The 17464-nt window shown below is 71.0% G+C and carries 25 protein-coding genes; 12 read left to right on the top strand and 13 right to left on the bottom strand.

From position 1 onward, the window contains the following. Positions 1-3 precede the first annotated feature (3 nt). The 3 genes from KZI27_RS16965 to KZI27_RS16955 form a co-directional block, all read right to left on the bottom strand. Positions 4-675: an SDR family oxidoreductase gene (locus KZI27_RS16965; RefSeq protein WP_261783950.1), complete on the bottom strand. Its 672-nt coding sequence runs from the start codon at positions 673-675 to the stop codon at positions 4-6. Further along, complete coding sequence (locus tag KZI27_RS16960; protein WP_222658540.1) at positions 672-2153, bottom strand: DUF6421 family protein; 1482 nt, start codon at positions 2151-2153, stop codon at positions 672-674. The genes KZI27_RS16965 and KZI27_RS16960 overlap by 4 nt, the downstream gene beginning before the upstream one ends. A 166-nt stretch (positions 2154-2319) precedes the next feature. Next, a complete protein-coding gene (locus KZI27_RS16955; RefSeq protein WP_222658539.1) occupies positions 2320-2511 on the bottom strand; it encodes a hypothetical protein in 192 nt (63 codons plus the stop codon). On the opposite strand from KZI27_RS16955, the gene KZI27_RS16950 reads away from it, so the two are divergent. The 3 genes from KZI27_RS16950 (at position 2510) to KZI27_RS16940 (ending at position 4021) form a co-directional block, all read left to right on the top strand. Beyond that, positions 2510-3130: a hypothetical protein gene (locus KZI27_RS16950; protein WP_222658538.1), complete on the top strand. Its 621-nt coding sequence runs from the start codon at positions 2510-2512 to the stop codon at positions 3128-3130. The genes KZI27_RS16955 and KZI27_RS16950 overlap by 2 nt on opposite strands. A gap of 61 nt (positions 3131-3191) precedes the next feature. Then, positions 3192-3767 (top strand): TetR family transcriptional regulator, encoded by a 576-nt coding sequence (locus KZI27_RS16945; RefSeq protein WP_222658537.1) that lies wholly within the window; start codon positions 3192-3194, stop codon positions 3765-3767. A gap of 32 nt (positions 3768-3799) precedes the next feature. Beyond that, positions 3800-4021: a hypothetical protein gene (locus tag KZI27_RS16940; RefSeq protein ID WP_222658536.1), complete on the top strand. Its 222-nt coding sequence runs from the start codon at positions 3800-3802 to the stop codon at positions 4019-4021. A 46-nt stretch (positions 4022-4067) separates the two neighbouring features. On the opposite strand, the gene KZI27_RS16935 is transcribed toward KZI27_RS16940, so the two are convergent. Next, positions 4068-4712 carry a GntR family transcriptional regulator gene (locus tag KZI27_RS16935; protein ID WP_222658535.1) on the bottom strand — a complete coding sequence of 215 codons (645 nt, stop codon included), beginning with the start codon at positions 4710-4712 and terminating at the stop codon, positions 4068-4070. A gap of 120 nt (positions 4713-4832) precedes the next feature. Here KZI27_RS16935 and KZI27_RS16930 point away from each other — a divergent pair, with 120 nt between their 5' ends. The 5 genes from KZI27_RS16930 to KZI27_RS16910 all read left to right on the top strand — a co-directional run bounded on the left by KZI27_RS16930 (position 4833) and on the right by KZI27_RS16910 (position 8562). Beyond that, positions 4833-5540 carry a DUF969 domain-containing protein gene (locus tag KZI27_RS16930; protein WP_123291728.1) on the top strand — a complete coding sequence of 236 codons (708 nt, stop codon included), beginning with the start codon at positions 4833-4835 and terminating at the stop codon, positions 5538-5540. Beyond that, positions 5537-6607, top strand: a complete 1071-nt coding sequence (locus tag KZI27_RS16925; protein ID WP_222658534.1) for a DUF979 domain-containing protein — start codon at positions 5537-5539, stop codon at positions 6605-6607. Before KZI27_RS16930 ends, KZI27_RS16925 begins: the two co-directional genes overlap by 4 nt. Further along, entirely contained in the window at positions 6594-7493 is a 900-nt protein-coding gene (locus tag KZI27_RS16920) for a DUF2891 family protein (RefSeq protein ID WP_222658533.1), read from the top strand. Before KZI27_RS16925 ends, KZI27_RS16920 begins: the two co-directional genes overlap by 14 nt. Then, a complete protein-coding gene (locus KZI27_RS16915) occupies positions 7420-7653 on the top strand; it encodes a DUF2891 family protein (protein ID WP_222658532.1) in 234 nt (77 codons plus the stop codon). The genes KZI27_RS16920 and KZI27_RS16915 overlap by 74 nt, the downstream gene beginning before the upstream one ends. Before the next feature lie 150 nt (positions 7654-7803). Beyond that, positions 7804-8562, top strand: coding sequence for a glycoside hydrolase family 16 protein (locus tag KZI27_RS16910; RefSeq protein ID WP_222658531.1), 759 nt, complete (start codon positions 7804-7806; stop codon positions 8560-8562). An 11-nt stretch (positions 8563-8573) separates the two neighbouring features. Here KZI27_RS16910 and KZI27_RS16905 read toward each other — a convergent pair whose 3' ends face one another. The 4 genes from KZI27_RS16905 to KZI27_RS16890 form a co-directional block, all read right to left on the bottom strand. Further along, the gene (locus KZI27_RS16905; RefSeq protein WP_222658530.1) at positions 8574-8876 is read right to left on the bottom strand and encodes a putative quinol monooxygenase; all 303 of its coding nucleotides are present in this window, start codon (positions 8874-8876) and stop codon (positions 8574-8576) included. Between the two features lie 101 nt (positions 8877-8977). Continuing rightward, complete coding sequence (locus tag KZI27_RS16900; RefSeq protein ID WP_222658529.1) at positions 8978-9862, bottom strand: biotin-dependent carboxyltransferase family protein; 885 nt, start codon at positions 9860-9862, stop codon at positions 8978-8980. Beyond that, the gene (locus KZI27_RS16895; RefSeq protein ID WP_261783949.1) at positions 9859-10482 is read right to left on the bottom strand and encodes a 5-oxoprolinase subunit B family protein; all 624 of its coding nucleotides are present in this window, start codon (positions 10480-10482) and stop codon (positions 9859-9861) included. The genes KZI27_RS16900 and KZI27_RS16895 overlap by 4 nt, the downstream gene beginning before the upstream one ends. Positions 10483-10487: 5 nt before the next feature. Then, positions 10488-11258, bottom strand: coding sequence for a LamB/YcsF family protein (locus KZI27_RS16890; protein WP_222658527.1), 771 nt, complete (start codon positions 11256-11258; stop codon positions 10488-10490). A 147-nt stretch (positions 11259-11405) separates the two neighbouring features. Between KZI27_RS16890 and KZI27_RS16885 the strand changes: the two genes are divergently transcribed. After that, positions 11406-11588: a hypothetical protein gene (locus KZI27_RS16885; protein WP_222658526.1), complete on the top strand. Its 183-nt coding sequence runs from the start codon at positions 11406-11408 to the stop codon at positions 11586-11588. A 110-nt stretch (positions 11589-11698) separates the two neighbouring features. Here KZI27_RS16885 and KZI27_RS16880 read toward each other — a convergent pair whose 3' ends face one another. Both KZI27_RS16880 and KZI27_RS16875 read right to left on the bottom strand, forming a co-directional pair. Next, a complete protein-coding gene (locus tag KZI27_RS16880; RefSeq protein ID WP_222658525.1) occupies positions 11699-12043 on the bottom strand; it encodes a hypothetical protein in 345 nt (114 codons plus the stop codon). Between the two features lie 146 nt (positions 12044-12189). Further along, positions 12190-13005 (bottom strand): alpha/beta hydrolase, encoded by an 816-nt coding sequence (locus KZI27_RS16875; RefSeq protein ID WP_222658524.1) that lies wholly within the window; start codon positions 13003-13005, stop codon positions 12190-12192. A 64-nt stretch (positions 13006-13069) separates the two neighbouring features. Between KZI27_RS16875 and KZI27_RS16870 the strand changes: the two genes are divergently transcribed. Further along, positions 13070-13681 (top strand): LppP/LprE family lipoprotein, encoded by a 612-nt coding sequence (locus KZI27_RS16870; RefSeq protein WP_222658523.1) that lies wholly within the window; start codon positions 13070-13072, stop codon positions 13679-13681. On the opposite strand, the gene KZI27_RS16865 is transcribed toward KZI27_RS16870, so the two are convergent. Then, positions 13672-13917 carry a hypothetical protein gene (locus tag KZI27_RS16865; protein WP_222658522.1) on the bottom strand — a complete coding sequence of 82 codons (246 nt, stop codon included), beginning with the start codon at positions 13915-13917 and terminating at the stop codon, positions 13672-13674. The two genes, KZI27_RS16870 and KZI27_RS16865, sit on opposite strands and share 10 nt — an antisense overlap. Positions 13918-14044: 127 nt before the next feature. Between KZI27_RS16865 and KZI27_RS16860 the strand changes: the two genes are divergently transcribed. Together KZI27_RS16860 and KZI27_RS16855 are read left to right on the top strand one after the other, a co-directional pair. Then, the gene (locus KZI27_RS16860; RefSeq protein WP_222658521.1) at positions 14045-15076 is read left to right on the top strand and encodes a YeiH family protein; all 1032 of its coding nucleotides are present in this window, start codon (positions 14045-14047) and stop codon (positions 15074-15076) included. Positions 15077-15119: 43 nt separating this feature from the next. Beyond that, complete coding sequence (locus KZI27_RS16855; RefSeq protein ID WP_222661458.1) at positions 15120-15299, top strand: helix-turn-helix domain-containing protein; 180 nt, start codon at positions 15120-15122, stop codon at positions 15297-15299. 78 nt (positions 15300-15377) lie between these two features. On the opposite strand, the gene KZI27_RS16850 is transcribed toward KZI27_RS16855, so the two are convergent. Both KZI27_RS16850 and KZI27_RS16845 read right to left on the bottom strand, forming a co-directional pair. After that, on the bottom strand, positions 15378-16454 hold the full coding sequence (locus tag KZI27_RS16850) for an ABC transporter permease (RefSeq protein WP_222658520.1): 1077 nt from the start codon (positions 16452-16454) through the stop codon (positions 15378-15380). Next, positions 16451-17332, bottom strand: coding sequence for an ABC transporter ATP-binding protein (locus tag KZI27_RS16845; protein WP_222658519.1), 882 nt, complete (start codon positions 17330-17332; stop codon positions 16451-16453). Before KZI27_RS16845 ends, KZI27_RS16850 begins: the two co-directional genes overlap by 4 nt. Positions 17333-17464 lie beyond the last annotated feature (132 nt).

Below are 17464 nucleotides of genomic sequence, written 5' to 3'. Positions count from 1 at the left end.
GGTTCATCCTAAGGAAAGGGAGAGCGGGAGGCGGGCGCCGTTCACGTCGGCCGGCGGTGCCGTCCAGAGCCGCACGACCTCGTCGCCGAGGCGCTCTTCGAGACCGGCCAGCGCGCCGACGACGAACACGGCGGCTGCCGCCGAGTCCGGTGCGTCCTTCCGGAAGCCCTGTGCGACGGCACGGACCCAAGTATCGGAAGCGGCCTTGGCGGCGGCGTAGTTCGCGGCACCCGCGGTGGGGGAGTCGACCGCGGTGGAGGAGACGAACGCGAGCCGTCCGGCCGGCGACGCCACCAGGTCGTCGTAGAACACCCGCGTGGTGTTCCGGAGGGTGCGGAACGCTCGGTCGAAGAAGTCCCAGTCCTCGTCTGACTGGCCGGCGATGCCGCCGCCCCCGCGCCACCCACCGACCAGGTGGACCAGCCCGTCGACCGGTCCCGACGCCTCGCGGACCGCAGCCGCGAGCGCGGTGACCGCCCCGAGGTCTGCGAGGTCGCACGTGTGGGTCGTGACGCCCGGGACGGAGGCGTGCAGGGCCTCCAGTGCGTCGGGTCTGGTGCCGACCGCGACGACGGCCGCCCCGGCGGAGGTGAGTGCGCGCGCGACCGCCGCGCCGCTGGTGCTGGTCGCGCCCGCGACCAGCACCGTGCGACCGGACAGGGGCCGAGCGCTCACGCGGCGACGTCCGGAACGGACGGATCAGCGGACGGAGCATCCGACGACGAACCGGTGATGCCGGCGGTCGAAGCGATGACCGCAGCCATCTTCTTGTTCAGCGCTTCGTAGAACATCGACAGCGGGAATTCGTCGTCCATCACTGCGTCGGTGTACCCCTTGGGCGTTCCGGCGAGCGTTTCCTCCGGCAGTCCCCGCGCCCATCTCGATGCCGGGTGCGGCGTGAGCGTCCGGGTGAGCATCTCGTAGGCAGCGAGCCAGTGCGCCGATTTCGGTCGGTCGATCGACCGCCGGTACAGCTCGTTGATCTGATCGCTGAGCGCGATGATCACGTCCGGCACCGCATCCCAGTCGATGGTGAGCTGCGTGTCCGTCCAGTGCAGGACATCGTGCTGGTGCATCCACGCGAACAACAACTGCCCGCCGAGTCCGTCGTAGTTCCGGACACGGCTGCCGGTGATCGCGAACCGGAAGATGCGGTCGAAGACGACGGCGTACTGCACCAGGCGGGCGTGGTCGCGGATCGCGCGTTGCGCTTCGTCGAGATCTGCATCCGGCAATGCAGAGAGTGCACGTTCGAGCCGTACGGACTCCCGGAACGCCGTCAGGTCGCAACGCAGTTCTTCCAGCGAGTAGAGGAAGAACGGCATCCGCTGCTTGATCATGAACGGATCGAACGGCAGGTCCCCGCGCATGTGCGATCGGTCGTGGATGAGGTCCCACATCACGAACACCTGTTCCGTCAGCTCCTGGTCGTCGAGCATCGCTGCAGCGTCGTCAGGCAGTGCCAGTTTCGTGATCTCCGCAGCGGCACGGACGACTCTGCGGTAGCGAGCGGCTTCGCGGTCCTGGAAGATCGCACCCCACGTGAACGTCGGGATCTCGCGCATCGCGACCGTCTCGGGGAACAGCACCGCCGAGTTCGTGTCGTACCCGGGCGTGAAGTCGACGAACCGCAGTGCGACGAAGAGTTTGTTGCTGTAGTCGCCCGCTTCGAGTTCCGCGATGAACTCCGGCCAGATGACCTCGACCAGGACGGCTTCGACGAGCCGCGAGGAACTGCCGTTCTGCGTCACCATCGGGAAGACGACCAGATGGCCGAGTCCGTCGACGCGGTGCTGTTGCGGCTGGAATTCGTTCAGTGCGTCGAGGAAGTCGGGAACGCCGAAACCGTCGCGTTCCCAGCGTGCGAAGTCGCGCTGCAGTGCAGCGAGGTACGCCGCATCGTGCGGGAAGAACGGGGCCAGTTCGGCAATGGCCGGGAGGATCGTGGCCAGGTGCTCGGAAGCGGTCGTGTGGTCCGCGTGGTCGGGTATCGAGCCGTCGGCCGTCTGCAACGCACGGAACGACACGACAGCGGCTTTCAGCCGCGTCCACGCGGGGTGCTCGGCGACCTCGCGCACCGACGTGCTGTCCTCGACGACCTCGGGTTCTCCGACGATGGCGCCCTGCGTGAACTCCTGGACGAACTGTGACATGTCGAACCTCCCGTCATTGGGTCAGCCGCGGATCTGCGGCGTGGTGGTGCGCTTGTCATGAGCCTAGGGAGGATCGCGGGACGCATTCTTGCCCATTTGCGGGGGATTCGTGCGCGGCGCCGTTCTCCGCGCGGGAAAGTCGATCCCCTGCGCAACGCATCACCGCTCAGGCGCGGATCTGGTGGAGGAGCAGCGCCAGGCCGATCGCTGCGACGCACATCAAGAAGGCGGCCGGGGCGGCCTTGCTCTTCGGGTCGACTGTGCCCGCGAACCCCGAAGCGGAAAGTCCGGCCGCTCCGGCTGCGACTGCAAGTGGCCAGCCACCAGCGACGAGTACGACGCAGGTTGTGGCGAGCATGGACACGGGGCCTCCCTCGCTCACTACAGTACTGATGTTTCACACACCGAAGGGTCGGATTCGGCGGTATGTTCGTCGGGTGGAACGGAAGGAATCGCGCGACCGCACGATCTCTGAAACGTGGGTGCCACCCGCGTGCCTCGGTGCCCTCGGCCTCGGAGTCACGATCGTCGGCGGCCCGGACCTTGCTTCGTGGGACGTCGGCTCGACGTTGCTCGTCCTGGGGGCGTTCGGTCTGCTCACCCTCCTGCTCGCGTCGGGCAGGAGGGGCGCTCCACCGACCCTCAGCGTGCGCCGGGTGAACTGGGTGCGTGCGGCGATCGGGCTCGGCGCGGGCGCCCTCGTGGGAACCGCGGTGTTCGGAGGATCGACTGCACTCGCCGCGCTGCTCCCCGTCCCGCTCGTGGCGATCGATGCCGTCGTCAGTCGTTCCGGCGGGGGGCTGCGAGACCGGTCGATCGTGCTCGGCCTGGCCGCAGCTCTGATCGCTGTGGTCCTCTTCTGGAACGCCGACGTGCGCCAGGGCTTCTCCGACCTGGTCCAGGGATCGGTGGTCGCGGGCGTCCTGCTGGCGGTGGGGCTCGTCCTGAGGGGGGTCGTTCAGGGAAAGCGCGCCTGATCGGCACAGCATCGCGGCCGTCCGACTCCGCGGTGCCGACTCGGTCGATACGGTTGTCTGCATGGCACGCTTCACGCCCCCACCCGCCGACGCGATGCGCGCACGACTCCTGCTCGCAGCACGCGACGAGTTCGCAGCGGCTGGGCTCGTCGGCGCCAAGATCGAACGGATCGCCGCGGCGGCGTCGAGCAACAAGGCGCAGATCTTCCACTACTTCGGCAGCAAGGAGGGGCTGTTCGACTCCCTCGTCGCACAGACCGTCGCAGAGACGTTCGACGAGGTCCCCGTCGACACCGACGACCTCGCCGAGTGGGCGGCACGGTTGCACGATTCGTACGTCCGGCGGCCCTGGGCAGAGCGGCTCGCGACGTGGCACCGCCTCGAGCGGGGGAGCGGCGGTGCGCTCGAAGCCGTCATCGCCAGCAACGCCGAGGCCGTCGCCGCGGTCGAGCACGCCCAGCGCGCCGGGGCCCTGCCGCGCAGCTACCGGCCGGCGGTGCTGCTGGGCCTGGTGATGCACCTCGCCGCGTTCTGGAGCTCGACCTCCCCCGAGTACGGCTCGTTGGTCGCGGCGGTCGCACCTGCGCGACGCCGGCAGATCGTGATCGACGCGGTGAAGGCGCTCGTCGGGGGCTGATTCATCGCACGACCGGGCGTAGGGTTCAGCCCATGAGCAGCGACAACCGGTTCCTCCGCGCGACCTTCGGGCGGCCGCCCGTCTGGGTCGGCGTCGTGTGGATCGCGGTCGGGGTGCTCTGGAGCGTCTTGGCGGTCATCGATCCGAGTGTCTTCCGCACGATCATGGCTGTCCTGTGGCTCGTGCTCGGCGGCAGCATGCTCGCCGTCGCGCTCCGCGACAAGAAGCGCGGCCTCGGCCGGTACCAGCGCTAGTCGCGGCGGCGCGAGCCCGCAGGAACGACCCGCACCGGGCCTCCCGTCAGCCTGCCGCGCCCGCGGCGACCCGCAGCGTCCGCTCCGCATCGTCGAGGTAGTCCGCCAGCAGTGCTGAGGCCCTGGACTGGTCGCCGGCGCGCAGCGCCACGACGATCGCCTCGTTCCGCTCCACGAACTCGGCGTGGAACGACGCCGGGTCGTCGGCCGTCAGGAACGCCAGCCGCATCTCGGCGAGGAGTCCGTCCATCAGCCCGTGGATCCGTGTGCTCGGAACCGCGCGCACGAGCTCGGCGTGGAACCGGATGTCTGCGGTGCCGACGGTGCCCCAGTCGCCCGCGGCGGCGGCGTCCCGCGCAGTCGTGACGGCGGCGGCCGCAGCGTCGAGCGCCGGTGACGTCGGCGTGCACGCCCGCACCGCGGCTTCCTCCAGTACCCGCCGGGCGGCGTAGAGGTCGGTGACGTCCTCGGCGGAGAGGCGTCGCACGAAGACCCCGCGGTTGAAGACGTGCTCGACGAGCCGGTCGCGCGCGAGCAGCCGGAACGCCTCGCGCAGCGTGTTCCGCGACACCCCGAGCTGGTCGCTCAGCCGCTCCTCGGACAGCTGCGCCCCGGGGGAGAACTCGCCCGACGCGATCATGGTGCGCAGCCGATCGGCCGTCGAGTCGGCACCACTGACGGTTCGGGTCATGTCCCGATCCTGACACGGCCTCGGGCGTCGCAGGTGCGAACCTCGCACCGTGTGACCGTCGTGTTACAGAGCAGAACAGCCTCTTGCGATTGTTGAACAATGCGGGCCAGACTGTCCCGCATGTTCGTCCTCATCGGCGTCGCCGTCGTCATCATCGGGTTCGCGTTGCGCATCAACGCGCTGCTCGTCGTGACCGTCGCGGGCATCGTCACCGCGGCCATCGGCGGGATCGGTCCCGTCGGCATCCTCACTGCGTTCGGCGACGGTTTCGCGTCGAGCCGGTCCGTCACGACCTTCGCGCTCGTCCTGCCCGTCATCGGCCTGATCGAGCGCTACGGGCTGCAGGACCAGGCCAAGCGCCTGATCGCGAAGCTCGACAAGCTCACGACGGGTCGTCTGCTGGCGGGCTACCTGGCCATCCGGCAGGTCACGGCCGCGGTCGGCCTGACCAGCATCGGCGGGCCGGCGCAGACCGTGCGGCCCCTCGTGCACCCGATGGCCGAAGGTGCGGCGATCAAGAAGTACGGCCGGATCGACGAGCGGATGCGCGAGAAGATCAAGGGCTACTCGGCGTCGTCCGACACCGTCGGGGTCTTCTTCGGCGAGGACGTGTTCGTCGCCGTCGGCTCGATCCTGCTCATCACGACCTTCGTCGATGCCACCTACGGTCTGTCGCTCGAGCCCATCGACCTGGCGCTGTGGGCGATCCCGACGGGCATCGCCGCGCTCCTGGTCCACGGCACGCGACTGCTGCTGTTCGACCGCACGCTCGACAAGATGGCCGCCGACGCCCGCGTCGACGCCCCGACGCAGGGAGCTGCAGCGTGATCACCAGCGAATGGCTCTACTGGCTCATCGGCGCGTTCTTCATCGCGGTGGCCGTCCTCATCGTCACGGACACGTCGCACGCCAAGCGACTCGGCAACGCGGCGTTCTGGGGGATCCTCGGGGTCTCGTTCTTCTACGGCACGTTCGTCGCCGCGAAGACCGCGCCGTCGTGGGTGCTCGGCGTCGCCGTCCTGGTGATGGTCGCGCTCGCCGGACTCGGGTTCACCGGGACGACCAGCCGCACACGGGTCGCCAGCATCCCCGGTGCCGGCACAGGGGCGGAGACCGGCCCGGCCGAACCCACCGCCGCCGCCACGAAGCCGTCCGCCAGCACGAGCGTCCTCGCCACCACGACCCCCGACGAACGCGCGGCGTTCGCCACCCGGTTCAGCAACAAGCTCTTCATCCCGGCCCTGGTCGTGCCCGTGGTCGCCGTGCTCGTCGCGACGCTCGGGCCGCTCGTCTCGATCGGCGGTGCGCCCCTGCTCGCCGAGGGCAGTGCGACGCTGACCGGCCTGGGCATCGGTTCGGTGCTCGCCGTCGTCGTCGCGGTGTTCGTCCTGCGTCCGCCGAGGATCGCGACGCCCATCCGGGAGGGCGGTCGACTGCTGCAGGCCATCGGGTGGGCAGCGCTGCTGCCGCAGATGCTCTCCACCCTCGGCATCGTCTTCACCCAGGCCGGGGTCGGCGATGCCGTCGGCACCATCATCAAGTCGATCCTGCCCGGCGGCTCGCTGATCGCCGCGGTGGTCGTCTACTGCCTCGGCATGGCGCTCTTCACGATCATCATGGGCAACGCGTTCGCCGCCTTCCCGATCATGACGGCCGCGATCGGATGGCCCGTCCTGGTGCAGGGCTTCGACGGCAACCCCGCCGCGATCTTCGCCATCGGCATGCTCGCCGGCTTCTGCGGCACGCTGGTGACGCCGATGGCCGCGAACTTCAACCTGGTTCCGGCTGCCCTGCTCGAGATGCGGGACAAGTACGGCCCGATCAAGGCGCAGATCCCGACCGCCGCCATCCTGCTCGTCGTCAACATGGGAGTCATGTACCTTGTCGCTTTCTGATGCTGCCCCGCTCGACCTGACCCGGGCCGCCTGGGCCGACCGCTTCGCGGCCGTCGCTGCCGAGAACACCACGCGCGAGTACCCGTACGCGGCGCACCACACGACGTCCGGACCGGACGACCGGGCACTGCCGGTCGAGCTGCACCCCGCCTTCGCGACGTCCTACGACTGGCACTCGTCCGTGCACATGCACTGGCTCGCAGCGCGTCTGGTCGCGCACGGCCTGTCGGCCGACCTGGAGGCCCGGCTCACCACGATCCTGCGGGCCCACCTGAGCGCGGATCACCTGGCGACGGAAGCCGCCTACTTCCACACGACGCCGCACTACGAGCGCCCCTACGGGTGGGCCTGGCTCGCGAAGCTCGCCGCCGAGGTCTCCGCGTCGGACGTCCCGGCGATCCGGGAGCTCGCCCCGGGGTTCGTGCCCGTCGTCGACGTGCTCGAGGACCTCGTCACCCGCTGGGTCGACGGCGCCGCCCACCCCGTCCGGCACGGCGTGCACTCGAACTCGGCCTTCGGGCTGCTGCTCGTGCTCGAGGCCGCACGGTCGCTCGGGCGCGACGAGCTCGCCGCGACGGTGGAGCGTGCCGCGCGCGAGTGGTTCGGCGAGGACGCCGGCTGGCCGTTCGCCTGGGAGCGCAGCGGACACGACTTCCTGTCGGCCGGGCTGGCCGAGGCCGACCTGATGCGGGCAGTGCTGACCCCGGCCGAGTTCGCGACGTGGTCGGACGGCTTCTTCGCCCAGGTGCGGTCGGGCGATGCGATCCTGCAGTCGACCGTGGTCCGCGACGAGAACGACCCGCAGCAGGTAGGTGCACCTGTTCGGGCTCGACCTGTCGCGAGCGGGATCGGCCCGGCGCATCGCGGACGCCCTGCGCGCCGGTGAGCTCGACGATGACGGGCTCGCGAGCCTGCTCGACGAGGCGGCGGACCGGCTGCTGGCCTCGGGTCTGGCCGCCAGTGTCGGCGAGGAGTACTACTCCACGCACTGGCTCGCGAGCTTCGCCTGGGACGCCATGGAAGCACGCGAGCACGCCGCACGCTGACCCTCGAACGAGGCGCATGGTCGCCGGTTCGGCGTGCTGCTGTCAACCCCCTGCATCGGTTGCAGAACGCACCTAGCCTCGGTGCGCAGCCGAGATCCGGCTGGGTACCCGAGGGGAACGGGTGCCACCAGTCACAGCAGGGAGTGACACATGCAGCACCGCAGGATCAGGCGGACAGCACTCATCGCCGCACTCATCGGAGCCGTCGTCGTGGCGGCACCGCTCGGAGCGGGAACCGTTGCCTACGCGGGGGTCACCGCCCCGGTCGGCAACGTCGGCAAGTTCAAGCAGACCTTCGTCGAGAACTTCAGCAAGGCGGCGTCGGCGAACGGACCGTTCGCGAAGACCTACGCGAACTCGTGGCAGCCCTACCCGGACGGGACCGGCGGCACGTACTACTCGGGCTCGCAGGTCAGCGCCCGCGACGGCTCCATGGACGTCACGCTCGACGGCAAGCACGGCGCCGCCGGGACCTTCGGGACCCCGAACGGCGCGTGGTCGCACGTGGGCGGCAAGTTCAGCGTCCGCGCGAAGGCCACCGGCGGCGACGGGAACGGTGCGGCGTTCATGCTGTGGCCGTCGTCCGACGTCTGGTCGGACGGCGAGATCGACTACCCGGAGGCGAACTTCGAGGGCTCGCCGATGCTCCACCACCACTCGATGGTCGCCGGGCAGGAGGCGAACTCGACGAGCATGAGCACCGGGGTGACCTGGCGCAGCTGGCACGTCTACTCGGTCGAGTGGATCCCCGGTAAGTCGGTGCAGTACCTGCTCGACGGCAAGGTGATCAAGACGGTCACGTCGAACGTGCCGAAGACCGCGCACCGGTACATGTTCCAGGTCGGCAACTGGGGTGCAGCCGGGCACCTGAACATCGACTGGGTCAGCACGTACGAGTACACGGGCTGACCCACACCCGGTCAGCCGAGCGCGATCGTCCGCTCGAACGTCCGCGCGACGGGCGGAGCGGCGACGATCGGCCCGATCGCTGCGGCACCGTCCGGGGTCGCCCGCCACGCCTCGTAGGCGTCGTGGGCGGCCCCGCTCGTCCAGGACTCGACGACGACCATGCGCGTCGGGTCGGCGTCGTCGACCAGGACCTCGAGGGACTCGCAGCCGTCGAAGGCGCGGGTCTGCGCGAGCGTCTCGCGGATCGCCGCCTCGACGGTGTCGGTGGGGACGTCGCTCCGGAACTGGACATCGAGCAGGACGGTGATCGACATGTGGTGCACCTTTCGTCGGCAGTCCGACGCAACTGGTCGGCAGTGTCCGACTCAACCCGCGGCGGCGCCGACCTGTTCCGGATCGGTGTGCAGGCCCGCCGTCACCCGACGAGCCGGAAGCGGATGGTGTCGCCCGGACGGAGCTGCGCCGCACGGTCGACCGACTCCGCTGTGAGGACCGCCACGACGGGGTAGCCGCCCGTCACCGGGTGGTCGGCGAGGAACAGCACCGGGAAGCCCTCCGGCGGGACCTGCAGTGATCCGGTCTCGACCCCTTCGCTCGGCAACTCGACCGTCACGGCGCGGACGAGTGGCTGCGGGGCCGTGGTGCGGACACCCACGCGGTCGCTGTCCGACCCGACGGTGAAGTCCTGGCCGGTCAGGGTGTCGCGCCACCCCGGTGCGAACCAGTCGTCGCGGGGTCCGGCGGTCGCTTCGAGCACCACGGGGTCGTCCGGCCAGCGCTCGTCGGGTTGCGGGACGGCGTCGACGATCGGCCACGAGGCGCGGGCATCGCCGATCGGCAGGACGTCGCCCGACGACAACGGGGGCGGCCCGAGGCGTGCGAGTGCGTCCCACGAGCGGCTGCCGAGCACGGGCTCGACCGCGAACCCGCCGAGCACCGCGATGTACGAGCGCAGCCCGGTGGTGGCGGTACCGATCCGGAGCGTGTCGCCCGGGGTGAGCATCAGGACCTCGTGCGAGGCCGCTCCGCGGACCCGGCCGTCTGCCCGCTCGATCTCGACCGGGCAGGCGGCCCCGGCGGTGGCGGCGACCACGTACGCGTCGGCGCGCAGCGTGACGGAGCCGAGCAGGGCCTCCAGGACAGCCGCATCCGGACGGTTGCCGACCAGCCGGTTGGCCAGTGCTGCGGACCCCCGGTCGGCGGCGCCCGCTGCACCGAGCCCCATGTCGCTGAAGCCCGGCCGTCCCAGGTCCTGCGTCGCCACGCCGAAGCCGACCTGCAGGACGGTCAGCGCACTCATGCCGCACCCGCGTCGACGAACCGAACCCGTGTGCCGGCCGGTGCCCGTGCCGGCGGTTCGTGGTCGAGCGACCACATCGGCACGTCGGTGCGGCCGATGAGCTGCCAGCCGCCGGGGGAGACGCGAGGGTAGACGGCGCTGAACTCGCCCGCGAGGGCCACGGCGCCGCTCGGCACAGCGGTGCGCGACGCGCTCCGGCGTGGCAGGTCGAGCGACGGTTCGGTGCCGGTGAGGTAGCTGAAGCCCGGGGCGAAGCCACAGAACGCGCTCGTCCAGAGCTGGCCGGTGTGCCACGCGATCAACCGGTCGCGGTCCATGCCCGTCAGGGCGGTGACCTGGTCGAGGTCCTCGCCGTCGTAGACCACCGGGATGACGAGGGGGTCCGCGGCGCTCGCCGCATCGGCGTCGGTGGCGGGTGCGACCCGTTCGAGTGCGCTGCGGAGCCGTGTGGCGTCGGTCGTCGCCGGGTCGAAGCGGAGCAGCAGCGTCCGTGCGCCCGACACGACCTCGGTCAGGCCCCGCAGCCGAGCCTCGGCCAGCCCCGTACGGAACGCGACGACCTGCTGCAGGGAGTCGAAGGTGGCGAGCAGGGCGGCGCGGCCGGCGGGCCGGAAGTCCACGCCGGTCACGGTGCGGCGGGTGCGAACGGCGCGATCGTGACACCGTGCTCGGTCAGGGTCGCTCGGATCGCACGGGCCATCGCGACGGCACCGGGGGAGTCGCCGTGGACGCAGACGGAGTCGGCGCGGACCCGCAGCTCGGAGCCGTCGACGGCGGTCGCGACGCCCTCGGTGACCATGCGGAGGACCCGGGCGGCGACCTCGTCCGGGTCGTGGAGCACGGAGCCCGGCTTGCTGCGGGACACCAGGGAGCCGTCGGGTTCGTACGCGCGGTCGGCGAAAGACTCCGCCACCGCACGGAGCCCGTGGCGTTCGGCGGCGAGCAGGAGTTCGGAACCCGGCAGCGCGAGCACCGCCAGCGAGCCGTCCACGTCGGCGATCGCCCGGACCACGGCCTCGGCCTGGACCGGGTCGGCGCACGCGGTGTTGTACAGGGCGCCGTGGGGCTTGACGTAGGTGACCGCTGTTCCGGCGACCCGTGCCGTGGCGGCCATCGCGCCGAGCTGGTGCACGACGTCGGCGTGGAGTTCGTCCGCGGTGACGTGCACCGGTCGGCGACCGAAGCCGGCGAGGTCGCGGTAGGCGACGTGCGCCCCGATGGCGACACCGCGCTCGGCGGCGGCGCGGGCGGTGGCGAGCATGATCGTCGGGTCGCCGGCGTGGAATCCGCAAGCGATGTTCGCGCTCGACACGACGTCGAGCATCGCGGCGTCGTCGCCCATGGTCCAGGCGCCGAAGCCCTCGCCGAGGTCGCTGTTCAGGTCGATCGTCGTCACGGGGACTCCCTGTCGTCACGGGTTGTTGAACAATCTACCGAGCGCGCGGCGCCGTGTCACCTGATTCCGAGCAGCGACACGTAGCGTCCGAGGTCAGCACCTGCCGGGGGCGTCGCCCTCGGTTCGACCACTGCACTGGAGCAGACCATGACCGACAGCAGCAACACGCACGACGACGACACCAAGGCCCCCGTGAACGACTCCGAGGGCACCGAGAAGCCGGGCGGGCTCGGCGACGACAACACCATCCCCAACGACCCGGACGGCCTGGCCGCTGGGCACGTCGGGGACGACTCGCACTTCAACCCGGAAGAGGACGGGGAGCAGTAGGGGGCGCTCGTCGACTCGGAACGACGTCCTCGTCGTCGCACGACATCGAGGACGTCGTTCCGCGTCGACACCGCGCCGACACCGACGCCAGCGCCAGCAGCGCTCGGGGGTCAGGGCTGCGGCAGCCGGCGACCGAACACTGCGCTCAGGAACCGCGCGAAGCGGGACTCCGGCACCTCCGCGGTCTGCACCGCCCGCGTCGGCGACCGGTACGCCAGGTCGTGCAGCATGTTCCGCTTCGAGCCGTCCCAGTTCGCGAACAGGTAGGTGCCGCCGATGAACGACATGCTCCGGACCGGTGTCCGCTTCCACGAGTCGGCGGCGACGTAGTAGCCGGTGTGGCCCGAGCTGATGTGCTGGATCACGGTGTCGACGTCGATGACGCTGGTGGTCGTCACGACGGCGGTGATGCCCGTGCGGTCACGGGCGACGTACTCGATCAGGTGTTCGGTCACGGTGGGACTCTTCGTCGCAGAGGCGGGACGCCACGACGGTGAACGTGGCGAAGGGTGTTCGGAACCGCCGTTGCTTCCGACAGCAGGATACGTCCGCTTCGTCGTGCCGTCACCGGAATGTCCAGCGGTCGCATCCGCTTCCGTGGTCAGCCGGGTCGTCGGACCATCCAGGACGCGATCCGGTCGACGGCGGCCGCGAAGTCGCTGCTGGCCGGACGGTTCAGGAAGGCGTGCCGGCTGTCGGGCAACACCTCGCGCTCGAGGTCGACCCCGGCTGCGCACAGCTGCCCGGCGAACAGGTCGCCGGATGCGCGCATCGTGTCCCGCTCGGCGTCGAGCACCAGCGTGCGCGGGAACGCGTCGAGCTCCTGTGGTGCCGGGAACGCTCCGGCTCCGAGCGGCCCGGCGTAGGTGCGGTTCGCGGCGTCGAGCAGCAGCGGAGCGTGCGTGATGCGCCGGTGCCCGCGCACGAGCCGCTGCACTGCTCGGTCGCGGGGTGTCCGCGCGTGGAAGAACCCGTAGGCGAGCACCGCACCGGCGAGCGGGGGCGCGGCCGGGATCGCCGTGGCCGCCAGACACGCTCCAGCGCTCGCGCCGCCCAGCAGCAGACCGGCGGGACACTCCGTCGCGAGTCCGCGGAGCACCGCCACGACCTCGTCACGTGCATGCGGCGCACGGCGGCGCGCTCGGGTGCCCGTCCGACCGATCCAGGGCATGCCCGGCAGTGGACCGAGCCGGTAGTCGACGGTGACGACCGGGACGCCGCGGGCACCGAGCGCTCGAGCCACGGCGTCCGACTCGGGCAGGTCCAGGTCGCCGCGGAAGAACCCGCCGCCGTGCAACCAGACCAGCGTCGGCGCGGTCCGGGCGTCCGCAGCCCGGTACCGCCGGATCGGCACCGGGCCGTGGGGACCCGCGAGCACGTCGTCCACGACGTCGACCATCCCCGCTGTTCCCCCCATGCCAGCAGACTACGGGCCGGTAACGATGCGAGCGAGGCAGCTGTCGACGGTCCACGGTGGAGGGGTGCGTGGATCGAAGAGTGCCCTGTTCCTGACCGGCGCCGCCCTGGTGGCCCTGCTGACCGGGTGCTCGGGCGGTGGAGGCGGCGGCGAGGGCGGTGACGCGACCCCGACCGTCACCGAGACCGTGACCGCGGCACCGACGGAAACAGCGGCCGCCCCGACGCCGGCGACCACGCCGACCCCCACGCCCACCCCCACGTGTGGACCCGCGAGCGGCGCCGAGGCAGCGGCATCGGGGATCGCCGCGCTGCCGTCGCCCGCCGGCCTCGAGGGCACGAAGTGGGACGCCGCGAACGCCGACTCCTCCGGCTACGACGCCTGCGCGGCGCTCTCCTGGTCGGTGGTCTCGCCCGAGATGGCCACGGCCGGCTCGCCGTACGCGATCCTGCTCTTCCACCAGGGCCGGTACCTCGGCACCGCGACGTCCGAGCAGTACGCGTTCGAGCCGGCGGTCGAGCGGTTGTCCGACGCCTCGATCTCCGTGACCTACACCTACGCGAAGGCGAACGAGGCGAACGCGGACGCATCCGGTCGCACCACGGCGACCTACATCTGGAACGACGGCACCGAACGCGTCGACATGACCGGCGAGGTCCCGCCCGCTCAGGGCTGATCGGCGGCAGCACCCCGACAGCCGAGTTCGCGCTGCAGGGCGCGGAGGACTCGAACGATCGTCGCGAGCTTGTCCGGGCCGCCTTCGAACCCGCGTCCGAGCGCTGGTCGCGGCTCCACCACGACGTCCTCGCCGACCGTCGTGCTGATCCAGACGCCGAAGTCGACCCGTTGTCCGCGTGCGTCCTTCGTGGCGACGGAGAACTTCCGGATGTGGGTCCAGGGCAGGTCGAACACCGGCTCCGCCCGGGACGGTGCCCTCGCCGTCGCGCAGCCGCTGCACCCACCGCTCGCCCGCGTACTCCACCGCACCATCCTGCCCCGCTGCACCGCACGACGGCCGCGGGCACGAGATGCTGGTCCCATGCAGTTCGCCCGCACCGCCGCACCAGGTGTCGCCGTCGCCGTCGCGATCGGCCTCGTCGCCACCCTGGTCGGCACGGTCGTCCCGGTCGTGGGCGGCCCCGTCCCCGCCGTCCTGCTCGGCGCGGTGCTCGGTTGGCTCGTCCGTCGGCGCACCGGTGGCAGCCTCGCCGTGCTCGCTCCTGGCGTCAAGTTCTCGTCGAGCCGTGTGCTGCAGTTCGCGGTGGTCCTGCTCGGCGCGCAGCTGTCGATCGGCGAGGTCCTGCGCATCGGCGGCGCGACCCTGCCGGTCATGCTGACGACCCTTGTGGTGTGCCTCGGTGCCGCCTGGGGGATCGGCCGTCTGCTGCGGGTGTCGAGCGCCCTCCGCACCCTGATCGGCGTGGGGACCGGGATCTGCGGTGCGTCCGCGATCGCGGCGGTCACGCCCGTCATCGGTGCGGTCAGCGCGGACGTCGCCTACGCGATGTCGACGATCTTCCTCTGCAACATCGCCGCGGTGTTCGCCTTCCCCCTGCTCGGCCACGCCCTCGGGCTCAGCCAGCACGCCTTCGGCGTCTTCGCGGGGACGGCGGTGAACGACACGTCGTCCGTCGTCGCCGCCGCGACGGTCTACGGTCGCCAGGCGACCGACACCGCGGTCGTCGTGAAGCTGGTGCGGACCCTGATGATCATCCCGATCGTCATCGGGCTGGCCGGCCTGGAGGCCCGACGCGCCTCCCGTGAGCAGCTCACGCCCGACACGGGGTCGCGCAGCGGGTTCCGCGTGTTCCGGTTGGTCCCGTGGTTCCTGATCGGGTTCCTCGTGGTGGTGCTGCTCCGGACGGTCGGGGTGCTGCCGGCTGGGGCTGCCCCGGGGTTCTCGACCGCGGCGTCGTTCCTCATCACGGTGGCGCTCGCCGCGATCGGCTGCTCGACGGACTTCGCGGCACTGCGCCGTGCCGGGTTCCGTCCGATGCTGCTCGGCATCGCGCTCTGGGTGTTGGTGGCGGGCACGAGCCTCGGGGCGCAGGCGGTGTTCGGCCTGCTGTAGGTCGGGGCGGGCAGGGTCTGCGGTCGTCTGTCACCTCGACGAGCTGCTCGCCGCTCGCGGCATGACGCTGACCGAGCTCGCCGACCGGGTCGGGGTGACCGTGATGAACCTGTCGGTGCTGAAGAACAACCGGGCACGCGCGATCCGCTTCTCCACGCTCACCCGGCTCTGCCAGGAGCTCGGGTGCCAGCCGGGCGACGTCTTCTCGGTGCGCGCGGACTGATGACAGGAGGCCCGGATCACGTGAGCCGACCTGCTCACGTGATCCGGGCCTCCCGTCCGATCTGCGGGGTCGGCGGCGTCAGCCGCGCAGCGCCTCCGTCAGCTTCACGCGACTGCCCGTCCGCAGCAGCGCGTTCTCGTAGACGCGGGCGCCCACCAGGACGACCAAGACCACCGCGGCGACCACGATCAGGAGCGACAGGATCGGCTCCCACCACTCGGCCGTACCCAGGAAGATCCGCATCGGCATGCCGATCGGAGCGCTGAACGGGACGTACGACATGATGCCGAGCACCGTCGGGTTGTTGTACGCGACGATGATCAGGATGTACGGGATCATCACGAGCATCATCACCGGGGTGGTGACGCTGCCGACGTCCTCCTGACGCGACACGAGCACGGCCGCCGCGGCGAACAGCGACGCGATGAGCACGAAGCCGACGGCGAAGAACCCGACGAACCACAGGATGCTCGGGCCGAGCATCGAGAACATGTTGTCCTGCCCGGTGACCGCCAGGGCGACGACCGCGGCGACGGCCACGGCGACGATCTGCGCGAACGCCATGACGCTGTTGCCGAGGACCTTGCCGGCGAGCAGCGCCCTGGCCGAGATTGCGGACATCAGGATCTCGACGACCCTGGTCGACTTCTCCTCGACCACGCTCTGCGCGATGGACTGACCGAACGTCACGGCCGAGGCGAAGTACACGACGCCGAACGCGATGGCGATGAGGTAGACGAGTCCGCCGGGCAGCGCGTCCGGGTCGAGCAGCTCGATCCGCGGCGTGACGCTCAACGCGGAGACGACGTCGGTCGGTGCCTCGTCGAGGCCGACGACCTTGTACCCGAGCGGGTCGTCGGACGGCACGATCGCGGCGTCCACGTCGCCGTTCTGCACGAGCCGTTCGGCGTCCGCCACCGAGGTGGAGTCCGTGACGTCGAGGCCCGTGGTGGTCGGCAGCGAGACGCCGTCGACGACCGCGACCGGCGTGGTGTCGTCGGCGGTGGCCTTCCCGACGATGCCGCCGACCACGATGGACGCGACGACCATGCCGATCAGGATGAGGGCGGAGACCACGAAGGCCTTGCTGCGGATGCGTGCCTGGATCTCGCGTGCGGAGACGAGCCGCACGGCCTGCACGAAGGAGTCGTTCATCGGATGACCTCCCGGAAGACCTCGCTGAGCCGCGGGACCCGCGGGGCGAACGAGCCGACGGTGCCGTGCTGCACGGCCCGCTGCAGGACGTGTTGGGCGGTGGCCGGGTCGGCCTCGAAGACGGCGTAGCCGCCGTCGAACTCGCGGACCGTCACACCGGGCTCGTCGCGGAGCCAGGCGACGTCGCCGTCGACCAGCAGCTCCCAGGCGGCGGGGCCGGCCTGCTTGCGGAGTTCGTCCTGCGGGCCGGCGGCGCGGATGGTGCCGCCCGCGATCACGACGACGTCGTCGCAGAGCCGTTCGACGACGTCCAGCTGGTGGCTCGAGAACAGCACCGGGACCCCGCGCGCCGCGGTCTCGCGCAGGACTCCGAGCACCGTGTCGACCGCCATCGGGTCGAGGCCGGAGAACGGTTCGTCGAGCACCAGCACCTCGGGGTCGTGCGCGAGGGCCGCGGCGATCTGCACCCGCTGCTGGTTGCCGAGCGAAAGCTTCTCGACGGCGTCGTCGGCGTGACCGGTCAGTTCGAGCCGTTCGAGCAGCTCGGTGGTGCGCGTGGTCGCTGCGCGCTGGTCCACGCCGTGCAACCGGGCCAGGTAGGTGATCTGCTCGGCCACGGGCATCTTCGGGTAGAGGCCGCGTTCCTCGGGCATGTAGCCGAACCGGCGGCGGTCGGCGGGCCGGACCTCGGTGCCGTCGATCGAGACGGATCCAGCGTCGGCCTGCAGCACGCCGAGCATGATGCGCATGGTGGTCGTCTTGCCGGCGCCGTTGCCGCCGACGAACCCGGTGAGGCGGCCGTCGCCGACCGTGAACCCCACGTCGTCGAGCACCCGGTGGCCGCCGAAGTGCTTCGTCACCCCTTCGATGGTGAGCATGTCGTACCCCTCTCGCGACGGCCTGCGCCGCCTGCGTCGACGCTACCGACCGGGAGGCACGGGTCGCCTCCGCCGTCCGGCGGGACTTCGGCGGATGGTCGGCTCCACCGCACGGGGGAGGGGGCGGGTCGG

It is taken from the genome of Curtobacterium sp. TC1 (assembly GCF_019844075.1).
Classification (GTDB): domain Bacteria; phylum Actinomycetota; class Actinomycetes; order Actinomycetales; family Microbacteriaceae; genus Curtobacterium.
This window is presented reverse-complemented; position numbering and strand designations above follow the sequence as displayed.